Source organism: Kribbella sp. NPDC050124 (genome assembly GCF_044460355.1).
In the GTDB taxonomy this organism is placed as follows: domain Bacteria; phylum Actinomycetota; class Actinomycetes; order Propionibacteriales; family Kribbellaceae; genus Kribbella.
Window position 1 is genome coordinate 24,274 of sequence record NZ_JBITJU010000045.1, and the last position, 11,768, is coordinate 36,041.

Annotated in this window: 10 protein-coding genes; 7 read left to right on the forward strand and 3 right to left on the reverse strand. The window is 67.9% G+C overall.

What is annotated here, in order from left to right:
* The first annotated feature begins 106 nt into the window (after nt 1-106).
* From ACIBL3_RS45730 to ACIBL3_RS45740, 3 genes are all read left to right on the forward strand, one after another.
* The gene (locus ACIBL3_RS45730) at nt 107-523 is read left to right on the forward strand and encodes a hypothetical protein (RefSeq protein ID WP_396360322.1); all 417 of its coding nucleotides are present in this window, start codon (nt 107-109) and stop codon (nt 521-523) included.
* A gap of 98 nt (nt 524-621) precedes the next feature.
* Nucleotides 622-2,076, forward strand: coding sequence for an MFS transporter (locus tag ACIBL3_RS45735; RefSeq protein ID WP_396360323.1), 1,455 nt, complete (start codon nt 622-624; stop codon nt 2,074-2,076).
* Nucleotides 2,077-2,259: 183 nt separating this feature from the next.
* Entirely contained in the window at nt 2,260-7,764 is a 5,505-nt protein-coding gene (locus tag ACIBL3_RS45740; protein ID WP_396360324.1) for a carboxyl transferase domain-containing protein, read from the forward strand.
* 17 nt (nt 7,765-7,781) lie between these two features.
* Here the strand turns inward: ACIBL3_RS45740 and ACIBL3_RS45745 are convergent, their stop codons facing one another.
* Complete coding sequence (locus ACIBL3_RS45745; RefSeq protein ID WP_396360325.1) at nt 7,782-8,066, reverse strand: transglycosylase domain-containing protein; 285 nt, start codon at nt 8,064-8,066, stop codon at nt 7,782-7,784.
* 98 nt (nt 8,067-8,164) lie between these two features.
* Nucleotides 8,165-8,476: a hypothetical protein gene (locus tag ACIBL3_RS45750; protein WP_396360326.1), complete on the reverse strand. Its 312-nt coding sequence runs from the start codon at nt 8,474-8,476 to the stop codon at nt 8,165-8,167.
* A 95-nt stretch (nt 8,477-8,571) separates the two neighbouring features.
* On the opposite strand from ACIBL3_RS45750, the gene ACIBL3_RS45755 reads away from it, so the two are divergent.
* Nucleotides 8,572-9,120 carry a TetR/AcrR family transcriptional regulator gene (locus ACIBL3_RS45755; protein WP_396360327.1) on the forward strand — a complete coding sequence of 183 codons (549 nt, stop codon included), beginning with the start codon at nt 8,572-8,574 and terminating at the stop codon, nt 9,118-9,120.
* Here the strand turns inward: ACIBL3_RS45755 and ACIBL3_RS45760 are convergent, their stop codons facing one another.
* Nucleotides 9,121-9,366, reverse strand: a complete 246-nt coding sequence (locus ACIBL3_RS45760; RefSeq protein WP_396360329.1) for a hypothetical protein — start codon at nt 9,364-9,366, stop codon at nt 9,121-9,123.
* Between the two features lie 10 nt (nt 9,367-9,376).
* Here ACIBL3_RS45760 and ACIBL3_RS45765 point away from each other — a divergent pair, with 10 nt between their 5' ends.
* The 3 genes from ACIBL3_RS45765 to ACIBL3_RS45775 all read left to right on the forward strand — a co-directional run bounded on the left by ACIBL3_RS45765 (nt 9,377) and on the right by ACIBL3_RS45775 (nt 11,457).
* Nucleotides 9,377-10,051, forward strand: a complete 675-nt coding sequence (locus tag ACIBL3_RS45765; RefSeq protein ID WP_396360330.1) for a hypothetical protein — start codon at nt 9,377-9,379, stop codon at nt 10,049-10,051.
* 101 nt (nt 10,052-10,152) lie between these two features.
* On the forward strand, nt 10,153-10,716 hold the full coding sequence (locus ACIBL3_RS45770) for a hypothetical protein (protein ID WP_396360331.1): 564 nt from the start codon (nt 10,153-10,155) through the stop codon (nt 10,714-10,716).
* A 162-nt stretch (nt 10,717-10,878) separates the two neighbouring features.
* Entirely contained in the window at nt 10,879-11,457 is a 579-nt protein-coding gene (locus tag ACIBL3_RS45775; RefSeq protein WP_396360332.1) for a CHAT domain-containing protein, read from the forward strand.
* Nucleotides 11,458-11,768: the final 311 nt, after the last annotated feature.

The window sequence follows — 11,768 nt, forward strand, 5'->3', positions numbered from 1 at the left end:
TCCCTCATCAACCGAGATTGCTCGCTCACTGGCGATTGGATAGTTCCACTGTCTAGTATGGATAGTGCTACTCGTCAATTGGACACCTACCCGAGGAAGGCCCACTGTGCCCACGCTGCCGTGGAAGTCCATCAGCAAACCGCCGCCTGGCACAGTGGTGCTGGTGATGGCCTCACGCCTCGATGTGCGTTCGTTCAAAGATGTTCCGCGGTTCTTCCTGCGTTCACTCGCCGCGTGGCGTCAGGTGCTCGGCACCCGCGGTGGGGTCGGTGCGTCGCTGATCGCAGACCTGGGGAAGCGCAGGTTTTGGACACTGTCGGCCTGGCAGGACAAGGACGCCCTCTACGCCTATGCGAAGACCGAGCCACACCAATCCATCATGGTCGGTCTGCGCCCGACCATGCGGGAATCCGTCTTCACGTTCTGGGAGACGTCGGTCGAGAACCTTCCCATCAGCTGGTCGGAGGCCAAGCGGCGGATCCAGGAACAGGAGCGCGCCGACCACGACAAGGCCGGCGCCTGATCGATTCAGCTTTCCGTAACCCCGCCAGTCATCGTGAAGCGTGACTCAGAAGACACACGTCCGCGTGAAAACCCGGCCGCTCGAGGAGAAGCTGTCAAATGACCCTGTCCGAAGACCGATCCGCGACCGACTCGACCGCTGCGGCAGTCGCGACGTCGGCACGTCGAGCGCCCCTGTGGTTGTGCATCGTCGCGTGCAGCCTGCCCATGTTCATGGTCGCGCTGGACAACCTCGTCGTCTCGACTGCACTGCACACCCTCGCGCTGGACCTGAACGCGTCCACCCAAGCCCTGCAATGGTTCGTCAACGCGTACGTGCTGAGCTTCGCCTGCCTGCTGATGACGGGTGCCGCACTCGGTGACCGGTTCGGTCGCCGGCTCGTGTTCGTCATCGGTATCGCGGTGTTCACGCTCGCGTCGATCGGCTGTGGGCTCGCTGACACCAGCGCTCAGCTGATTACGTTTCGGGCGGTACAAGGCTTCGGCGCGGCAGCCGTCATGCCGCTGTCGCTGACCCTGCTCTCGCATGCGATGCCGGACAAGCTGCGCAGCCTGGCGCTCGGACTCTGGTCCGGCGTGAGCGGTCTGGCCATCGCGATGGGCCCTGTCGTCGGAGGCGCCATTGTGGAAGGTCTGGACTGGCACTGGATGTTCTGGATCAACGTGCCGGTGGGAGTAATCGCGATCCCGCTCGCGCTGACAACGCTTCGCGAGAGCCGCCTTGCCGAAGCCGGTCTCGACCTGCTGGGCATGCTGCTCGCTGCAGCGGGCCTGCTGGCCGTCGTCTGGGGCATCGTTCACGGCGAGCCGGACGGCTGGACCTCGCGGGGGGTTCTCGCCGCGTTAGCGGTGGGTCTCATGCTGCTGGCCCTCTTCGTTGGATGGGAACGCCGCGCGGCTCAGCCCATGCTGCCGCTCGGGTTCTACCGGGTACGGTCGTTCAGTCTGGCAAACGTGGTGTCGGCGAGCATGTACTTCGGCGTATTCGGTTCGCTGTTCCTGCTCGCACAGTACCTCCAGATCACTCCGGCACGCACACCGTTGGAGGCCGGCGTGCGGACGCTGGCCTGGACCCTGGTGCCCATGTTCATCGCCCCGGTGGCCGGACTTCTCACCGACCGCGTGGGCGGCGGTCGCTTGATGGCGCTCGGGCTGTTCCTCCAAGCGGTCGGCCTGGGCTGGATCAACTTGGTGGCCGGCGTCGACACGCCGTACACCGACCTGGTCGGACCGATGATCGTCGCCGGCGCCGGCATGGGATTCGTGTTCGCGCCGACCGCCGCAGTGGTTCTGGGTTCCGTACGCCGCGATCACGCCGGCAAGGCCTCGGGCGCGAACACCACCGTCCGAGAGGTGGGCGGTGCCCTCGGAATCGCGATACTCAGCACGGTGTTCGTGACGTACGGCAGCACCGCCACCCCGCAGGACTTCGTCGACGGGTTGATCCCGGCGGTGTGGGTCGGCGTCGCCGTCGTCGCCTTCGGTGCAATCTGTGCTCTCGGGATCCCGCGCCCGGCTGGGGCCGACCGGGGAGAAGGCCGCGGCAACGAGTGACCGCGTCGAGGACTAGGACTGACATTTTGAGGGGCTGGCTCGACGGAAGGGTGTCAACGAGTCAATCCCGCAAGGAGAGCCACCGTTATCGACGCCCGTTTAGATCCTGTGCCCGCGACGGCCGCGTTTTGCGATCCAAAAGGGCCTGTCGGTGAGGCGCAGGGTGAGACACGGAGGCGGTCTATGTTCAAGCGTATCGCGATAGTGAACCGCGGTGAAGCCGCGATGCGGCTGATCAACGCGGTCCGCGAGGTCAACGCCGAGGGCGGTGACCCGATCGAGACCGTGGCGCTGTTCACCGACGGCGAGCGTACGGCGACCTTCGTCCGGGAGGCCGACATCGCCTACCCGCTCGGCCCGGCGTCCGCGCGCCCGTACCTGGATCTCGCCCTGCTGGAGCGGGCGTTGTGCGAGACGGGGGCCGACGCAGCCTGGGTCGGCTGGGGGTTCGTGGCCGAGGACCCGGCGTTCGGCGAGCTGTGCGAGCGGATCGGTGTCACGTTCATCGGTCCGTCGCCGGAGGCGATGCGCAAGCTCGGCGACAAGATCGGGTCCAAGCTGATCGCCGAGGAGGTCGGCGTACCGGTCGCGCCGTGGAGCCGGGGACCGGTCGAGTCGCTGGATGCGGCGCTCGGGGCCGCCGAGCGGATCGGCTACCCCTTGATGCTCAAGGCAACGGCCGGCGGCGGTGGCCGGGGCATCCGGGTGATCCGCTCCGCCGACGAGCTGTCCGATGCGTACGCGCGGACCAGTGAAGAGGCTGCCCGTGCGTTCGGCAGTGGCGTGGTGTTCCTGGAGCGTCTCGTCACCGGTGCGCGGCACGTCGAGGTCCAGGTGATCGCCGACGGCCAGGGAACAGCCTGGGCGCTCGGTGTCCGGGACTGCTCGGTGCAGCGCCGGAACCAGAAGGTGATCGAGGAGTCCGCGTCCCCGCTGCTGTCCGCGTCGCAGGTCGACGATCTCAAGGCCTCGGCCGAGCGGCTGGCGCTCGCCGTTGGTTACAAGGGCGCGGCGACGGTCGAGTTCCTGTACCACCCGGGGGAGAAGTCGTTCGCGTTCCTCGAGGTGAACACCCGGCTCCAGGTGGAGCACCCGATCACCGAGCTGACGACCGGGTTCGACCTGGTCAAGGCCCAGTTGCACGTCGCGAACGGCGGCCGGCTGGAGGGTGCCAAGCCGGTCGAGAGCGGCCACGCGGTCGAGGCCCGGCTGAACGCTGAGGACCCGGATCGTGATTTCGCGCCGTCGCCCGGGCGGATCGTCGTACTCGATCTGCCCGCGGGGCCCGGGATCCGGGTAGACACCGGGGTGAGCGCGGGGGACAGCATCCCGGCCGACTTCGACTCGATGATCGCGAAGATCATCGGCTACGGCCGCACCCGGGACGAGGCGCTGGCGCGGCTGCGGCGGGCCATGCAGGCGACCACGGTGCTGATCGAGGGCGGTGCGACCAACAAGAGCTTCATCCTCGACCTGCTGGACCAGCCCGAGGTGATCGACGGCAGCGCCGACACCGGCTGGATCGACCGGGTCCGCGGCGAGGGCCGGTTAGTGTCCCACCGGCACTCCGGTGTCGCGCTGGTCGCGGCCGCGATCGAGGGGTACGAGGACACCGAGCGGGTGGAGCGGACGCGTCTGCTCGAGACCGCGCACGGCGGCCGGCCGCAGGTGCAGCACGAGGTGGGTCGCGCGATCGACCTCAAGCTGCGTGGCGCGAGCTACCGGGTGACGGTGGCGCGGATCGGGCCGGAACGGTTCCGGGTCGGCGTCGGGAACGGCAACGACCATCTCAAGGTGGTGGACGCCGAGTTGGAGCGGCTGCACGACTACACGGGCCGCCTGGTGGTCGGTGGGCAGCGGTTCCGGCTGGTGACCGCGACCCACGGGCCGGTGCACCTGGTCGAGGTGGACGGTGTGACGCACCGCGTGAGTCGCGACGAGGGCGGCGTGCTGCGTTCGCCCGCGCCGGCGCTCGTGGTGGCGACGCCGGTGCAGAGCGGCGCAGAGGTCGAGTCCGGGGCGCCGGTGCTGGTGCTGGAGAGCATGAAGATGGAGACGGTGCTGTACGCGCCGTTCAAGGCCACCGTGAAGGAACTGCTCGTCGCCACCGGGACTCAGGTGGAGACCGGTGCGCCGCTGGTTCGGCTGGAGCCGGCGGCCGATGAAGGCGGTGCGGAAGCGGCTGCTGCGGTGGAGAACGGCGTACAGCTGGATCTGCCGAACGGGTCGGGGGAGAAGTCCGCGGCCGAGCGGGTCGAGCGGGGGCTGGACGATCTGCGCAGCATGCTGCTCGGGTTCGACATCGATCCGCAGGACGAGGGCGGCATGCTGGCCGATTACCTGGTCGCGCGGGGAGAGTTGCCTCAGCCGCCAGTGGGTGCAGAGGTCGATCTGCTGACGGTATTCGCGGACTTCGCCGAGTTGAGCCGCAACCGGCCGGCTGGGACGGACACCAGCATCGAGAACCGGGTGCACAGTCCGCGCGAGCACTTCCACACTTACCTGCAGAGTCTCGACCCGGACCGGGGTGCGCTGCCGGCCGAGTTCCAAGGCCGGTTGGGCCGGGTGCTCAGTCACTATGGCGTGACCAATCTCGAACGCAGCAGCGAGGTCGAGGAGGCCGTGTTCCGGATCTTCCTCGCGCAGCAGCGGTCGACTCCCGATGTAGTGCTGGTGACGTCGGTGCTGCAGCGCTGGATTGCCGAGCCGCGGCCGGACGCGCCGATCGACGAGGCTGCGCACGAGTTGCTGGACCGGCTGGTGCTGGCCACGCAGCTGCGGTTCCCGGTGGTCGGTGACCTGGCCCGGAGCGTCCGGTTCCGGTGGTTCGACCAGCCGCTGGTCGATGCGGAGCGGGCGACGATCATCGCCGGTGTCGGCGACGAGGTCGCGGACCTGGCCGCGAACCCGGATGTCCCGGACCGGCAGCAGCGCGTCGACGCGCTGGCCGCGATCCCCGAGCCGATCGTCCGGTTCCTCGCCCAGCGGGTGGAACGTGGCTGGGGCGAGCGGGAGCCGATGCTCGAGGTGCTGATCCGCCGGCACTACCGCGAGTACGAGCTGCACGACCTGCGCGAGTTCGCCGTCGACGGGCGGCCGTTCGCGACCGCCGACTACACGATCGACGACCGTCCGAGCCACCTGGTCACGACCGTCGGCACGGTGGCCGAGCTCGCCGACCCGAACAGCGGCTTGTCCCGGGCGCTCACCGCGCAGATTGACGCCCGCCTGGCCGGTCACGAGGCCGTGGTCGAGCTGTATCTCTACGGTCAGGAGCTGTCCGATTCGCAGCAGGAGGCCTCCGACCGGTACCGGCGGATGGTCGCCGACCTGCCGATCTCCCAGCGGGTACGGCGGTTCTCGGTGGCGATCGCTCCCGGTGAGGATCTCCCGGTGTCGTACTTCACCTACCGCCCGGCCGGCGGCTCGGTGGCCGAGGACGACAACGTCCGCGGCGTGCACCCGATGGTCGGCCGCCGCCTGAACCTGTGGCGGCTGCGCGACTTCCGGATCACCCGGCTGGAGGCGCCCGAGGACGTGCTCCTGTACTACTGCGTGGGGCGCGACAACGAGGCCGACCAGCGCCTGGTCGCGCTCGCGCAGGTCCGCCAGTTCGCGGTGGTCCGGGACGAGGAGGGTCAGGTGACCTCGCTGCCGCACGCGGAGCGGGCGATCGCGAACTGCCTGGAGGCGATCCGCCGGGCTCGCACCGAGCGTGGTGCGGCCGGGGCCAAGCTCGACATGAACCACGTCTGGGTGCACATCTGGCCCGAGATCAAGGCCCAGGTCGACGAGTTGACCGCGCTGCGCCGCAACATCGCCCCGCTGACCGCCGGCGCCGGGATCGAGGAGGTCCTGGTCCAGGGCCGGGTGGCGACGCCGGACGACTCGGTCAACCTGCTCGCTGCGCGGTTCTACTACCAGCATGGTGCGGGTGTCGTGACGTCGGTGGAGCAGCCGCCGACCGAGCGCCTGATGCCGCTCGACGACTACGCGCAGAAGGTGCAGCGGTCCCGCCGCCGGAACACGATCTACCCGTACGAGGTCAGCGGCATGGTCGCCGGTGCGGGCGGCACGTTCGTCGAGCACGATCTCGACGACAGCGGCAACCTGGTCCCGGTCGAGCGGCCGCGCGGACTGAACAAGGCCGGGGTCATCCTCGGCGTGGTCAGTACGCCGACCCCTCGGCACCCGGAGGGAGTCACCCGGGTCGCGCTGAGCGGTGACCCGACCAAGGCGCTCGGCGCGGTCGCCGAGCCTGAGTGCTCGCGGATCATCGCCGCGCTCGACCTGGCCGAGCAGTTGCAGGTGCCGGTGGAGTGGTACTCGCTGTCGGCCGGGGCCCGGATCTCGATGGACTCCGGCACCGAGAACATGGACTGGGTGGCGAAGGCGCTGAAGCGGATCGTCGAGTTCACCCAGGACGGCGGTGAGATCAACATCGTCGTGGCCGGCATCAACGTCGGCGCGCAGCCGTACTGGAACGCCGAGGCGACGATGCTGATGCACACCAAGGGCATCCTGGTGATGACGCCGGACAGCGCGATGGTGCTGACCGGCAAACAGTCGCTGGACTTCTCCGGCGGTGTCTCCGCGGAGGACAACTACGGTATCGGCGGCTACGACCGGGTGATGGGGCCGAACGGCCAGGCGCAGTACTGGGCGCCTGACCTCAAGGGTGCGCGGGACGTGCTGATCGCGTACTACGACCACACGTACGTCGTACCGGGGGAGAGTGGTCCGCGCCGGGCCGAGACGTCGGACCCGGTGGATCGCGACGTGACGACGTACCCGCACAACGTCGCGGGCAGTGACTTCCGGATCGTCGGCGAGATCTTCTCGGCCGTGACCAACCCGGAGCGCAAGAAGGCGTTCGACATCCGTACGCTGATGCGGTCCGTCACCGATCAGGACCACCCGGTGCTGGAGCGCTGGGCCGGGATGGCCGACGCGGACACTGCGGTGGTGCAGGACGCGCGGCTCGGCGGGTACCCGGTCTGTCTGCTCGGGATCGAGTCCCGGTCGGTGCCGCGTCGCGGCTTCCCGCCCACCGACGGCCCGGACACCTATACCGCGGGCACGCTGTTCCCGCGGTCGTCGAAGAAGGCGGCCCGCGCGATCAACGCGGCCAGCGGGAACCGGCCGCTGGTCGTGCTGGCCAACCTGTCCGGTTTCGACGGCTCACCGGACTCGATGCGGAACCTGCAGCTGGAGTACGGCGCCGAGATCGGCCGGGCGATCGTGAACTTCGACGGCCCGATCGTGTTCTGCGTGGTCTCGCGCTACCACGGCGGCGCGTTCGTGGTGTTCTCCAAGGCGCTGAACCCGTCGATGACGGTGCTCGCGGTCGAGGGCTCGTTCGCGTCGGTGATCGGCGGCGCGCCGGCGGCTGCGGTCGTGTTCGCCGGTGAGGTCAACTCCCGGACCGCTTCCGACCCGCGGGTCGCGTCGCTGGCCGAGCGGGTCGGTGCGGCGAGCGGCGCCGAGCGGGCCGCCTTGGCGACCGAGCTGGCCGAGGTGCGCACCGCCGTACGGGCCGAGAAACTGGGTGAGGTGGCGACCGAGTTCGACCGTGTACACAGCATCCAGCGGGCGGCCGAGGTCGGGTCGGTGGACGAGGTGATCACGGCGGCCGAGCTGCGGCCGAAGTTGATCGAGGCAATCAATTCCGGGCTGCCGGGAGACTGATCGCAGACTCGCAGCGGTTACCGGGAGCCGACCTGGACGCCGTACGTGCCGTCGCCGAAGTTGACCAGGTTCAGGTGGCGCTCGAGGATCTCGCTCTTGGTCAGTTCGCTCTCGACCGCGATCGCGTACCGGAGCTCGATCAGCTTGCGCTGGTAGGACACGGCGGTGGCCGCCTTGACCTCGGCCGGGACCGCGATCGGCTTGGCCGGCAGCGGCTGCGTGGCCGGGCCGTTGACGACCGAACCGTCGCTGATGTTGAACCTGCTGCCGTGGCAGTTGCAGTTGATCGTACCGCCCTCCACGCTGGCGAGCTAACACTACAGGTGGGTGCAGATCGAGCTGAACCCCTTGAACGTGCCGGCCTTCGGCTGGGTGACCACCACCTGACTGGCGCCAATGATCACCCACCACCGACCGGGACATCACTGGTCTTCGTGAGTACGCCGTTCGCCGGCGCCGACGTCGGATTCGAGCCCGGATTCGAGCTTGGCGCCGCGGTGCCGCTGTCGCTGTCGGCATTCACGAACCACTGCAGGTCGGCCAGCGACGCGCCGAGCCCGTGCTTGATCACCGGCAGCACGTTCGTCACCACCAGGTTGTCCAGGCTGACAATGAAGGCCGGAATCCCGACCGCGACCAGGACGGCTCCGAGCCCGTACTTCCTGGTCCGCGGTGGTGTCAGTTCCCGGTCCTCGAGAGCTGTCGTCGTCATCTCAGGCTCCTAGTTGTTATTGACTGATAACAACTCGAGTAGGGACCAAAGTATGCATCGACTGATAACATGTCAAGGGACGGAAGGAGAAACCCATGGCGACGAGGGTCAGGCTGACCGCCAAGGAGCGCGGGGACGAGGTGCTGCGAGCAGCGGTACAGGCGTTCGGCGCGTCCGGGTACGAAGGCACCAAGACCGACGAGATCGCCCGGATGGCGGGGGTCTCGCAGCCCTACGTTATCCGCCTGTTCGGCACCAAGCAGCAGCTGTTCCTGGCCGCCGTACAGAGTGTCTGTGAGCGGATCGAGCAGATCCTCCGCGAGGCGGCCGAGGAGTCGCCCGAGCTCGCCAGTCTCGCCCACAACTTCGAACGGTTGCTGGCCGAGCCCGAGCTGCTACTCGTCCTGTTGCAGGGCTTCTCCGCCAGCGGCGACCCGGTCATCGGCGACTGCGTCCGCGAGGGCTTCGGCAGCATCTATCAGCTGGTCCGAGACCTGACCGGCGCGTCGCCGGTGGAAGCGCGCGAGTTCCTGTCCACCGGCATGCTGCTCACGGTCATGTCTGCGATGCAACTCCTCGGGCCCAACGCGATCAGCATGCCGTGGTCCGACGAGGTCATCTCGACCTTCGGCGAGAAGTACTGATCAGTCGCGGCGGAGCTTCTGGACGGAGGCGAACCAGATGACCGCCGTGGCGAGCAGCAGCGCGCCGACCTTGACCAGCAGCGAGCCCGGCACGTCCGCCCCCTGCACCAGCGCGGCCGCGATCGCGACGACCGGCACCAGCAGGACGGCGATTGCCGCCGGCAACCACCATCGCCGCAGTGCGTCCCGGTGCACCCGCGCGTACGACGGAACCTGCGCGGAGAACGCCGCCGCCAGATGAACCACCAGCAAGGCGGTGCCCGAACTGGAAGCGGTTGCCGAAGAGGCCGAGGGTACAGCGCTGTGGCCTTGGGCTGCGATCGGTTTGGCCCGGGCGCACCTGGTGATCTTTGCACTCACCGGCGATGGCACGCACTTGCAGCATGCGGAGCGCATCTCGACTGCTGACCTCGATCGACTGCCGGCCGATGACGCCGACCATGCCGAGTACTCGACCATCGCCGCGCAGATCCGCCTCGCGAGGTGGAGTCGGACCGAGCAGCCGGCGGATCTGGCGACTGCGACACGTTGGCTGCGGAGCACTGTCGACCATCCGACGGCCAAGCCGTTGGTCCGGCTCGAAGCAGCGCGGTTGCTGGCAGCGGCGACGATCGAGGACAGGGATCTCCAGGTGGCTTTGTCCGCCTGTGAGACGGCGATCGACCCTTGCTCCCCGTTGTTGCCTGGCCCGGCGTCAGCCGGAACGACCAGGAGTTCCGGCTGTCCGGAGTCTCCGATCTCTGCCAGTCGGCCGTCGCCGCAGCGGTGTCGACAGACAACACGCGGCGCACTGGAACTCAACGATGCCGGCCGAGCCGTCATCTGGTCCGGCATCCTGAACCGGCGCCGCGACCTGGATGCAGTCGCCGCGGCCGCACCAGACCTCGCCGGACGCTTGCAGCAGGTGCGGCAGGCAGTCCGCGAGCACTAGGACCTGCGCCGTCGATGCTACGGAGGGTAGCGATCGGCCGCAGCTGGTGCCATACTCAGCGCGGGGATGCAGTTGCCGACTAGGGGCCGGCTGGGGGAGTGGTGTCGCAGGAATTCGCGGACGACAACGTCGTCGATCGCCGCATGGCGCTGACACGTGAGTGGGACGAACTGGTCGAGGAAGTCCGCAAGCTCAAGGGTTTCGAGGACTTCCTACGTCCACCGAAGATCGAGGATCTTCTACCGGCTGCGCAGGGCGGACCGATCGTGGTGGTCAACGTGAGTCGTTGGCGCTGCGACGCTCTGATCGTCCAGCCCGAAGGCGTGACCAGCGTGGCGCTGGAGCGACTGACGCTGGAGGGAACCACACAGCGGGCGAACGAATACCTGACCAGACTGCGTGCGGTCGAGGACGCCGACCGTGAAGTAATCGCCGCCGGAGCTGCGGCCGTACCCGACGCACCTAGATCGGCGACTGTCCGGTACCGGCGCGCGATCGAGGCGTTGAGTCTCGCAGAGACCGCCGTTGATGACATGCTTGTCGAGCCCCAAGCCTGGATGTGGGATTCCATTGCCGAGCCGGTGCTGGCAGAGCTCGGGTATTCGGATACACCGGCGGGGGAAACCGAGTCCTGGCCACGGGTGTGGTGGTGCCCGACCGGCTGACCGTGCTTCCGATCCATGCGGCCGGCTATCACGGAGCGCCTGCCGCCGGACCTCCGAGGACAGTGCTGGATCGGGTGGTCTCGTCGTACACTCCGACGCTTCGAGCGCTCCTCGAGGTGGGCCACGTCGTGGTCGTCGACTGAGTCCGACGTTCCGGAGCGGATGCTCGTGGTGTCGGTCGGGCACGCAGCCGGACAGGTGCCGCTGACAACCGATGCCGAACGCAAGACATTGCAGAAGCTGCTGCCAGACACGTGTACGGAGCTCACCGACGACGCGGCGACACGTGACGCGGTCCGCGCCGGCCTGGCCGACCACTCCTGGGTCCATTTCAACTGTCACGGCGACCAGGATCTCCTGGACCCGTCCAGCGGTGGTCTGTGGCTTCACGACGGAATGCTGACGATCGCCGATATCAGTGCCGAACGTTTCCACGGGGACTATGCGGGCCTGTCCGCGTGCAAGACGGCGATGGGCGGCATCGAACTGCTCGACGAAGCCATCACGCTGGCCGCGGCTTTGCACTACATGGGTTACCGGCATGTGGTGGCGACGCTCTGGTCGGTGCATGAGGACGCGTCTGCAACTGTCTTCACAGACGTCTACCGTCGCATCGCGGTGGAGGGAGCACTCCGTCCGCAGCTGTCGGCGGTCGCACTGCATGATGCCGTCCGCAATCTCCGCGAGTCGTCGATGGACGCACCGCATCTTTGGACACCTTTCACACATACGGGACCGTGAGCGCGGGTCAGGAAGGTCGGGTCATGGCCGATGCTGCTCCGCAGGTTTGGCCGTTCGAGGAAGTCACCGAGCCTGGATTCGCGGCTGACTTCATCAAGAATTGCCACGCAACTCAGACAGCACGGGGGGTCCGGCTGAGTGGAACCTGCCCCCGGTGCAGCCACGAGATGGCGTACGAGTACGTGGATCGCTACTACAAGGGAGTGTTCTCGCGATCGGAGGAATAGTCAAGACCTGTGGATTGGCGTGTCACGCAGCTTGTTGATCACCTCCTGATTCGTCGGGTCGTTCGACGAGTTTGCCGTTCTCGA

Coding starts and splice junctions, on each gene's coding strand:
- ACIBL3_RS45775 (WP_396360332.1), top strand. CDS start 10,879: ATGCTCGTGGTGTCGGTCGGGCACGCAGCCGGACAGGTGCCGCTGACA.
- ACIBL3_RS45735 (WP_396360323.1), top strand. CDS start 622: ATGACCCTGTCCGAAGACCGATCCGCGACCGACTCGACCGCTGCGGCA.
- ACIBL3_RS45750 (WP_396360326.1), bottom strand. CDS start 8,476: ATGACGACGACAGCTCTCGAGGACCGGGAACTGACACCACCGCGGACC.
- ACIBL3_RS45740 (WP_396360324.1), top strand. CDS start 2,260: ATGTTCAAGCGTATCGCGATAGTGAACCGCGGTGAAGCCGCGATGCGG.
- ACIBL3_RS45755 (WP_396360327.1), top strand. CDS start 8,572: ATGGCGACGAGGGTCAGGCTGACCGCCAAGGAGCGCGGGGACGAGGTG.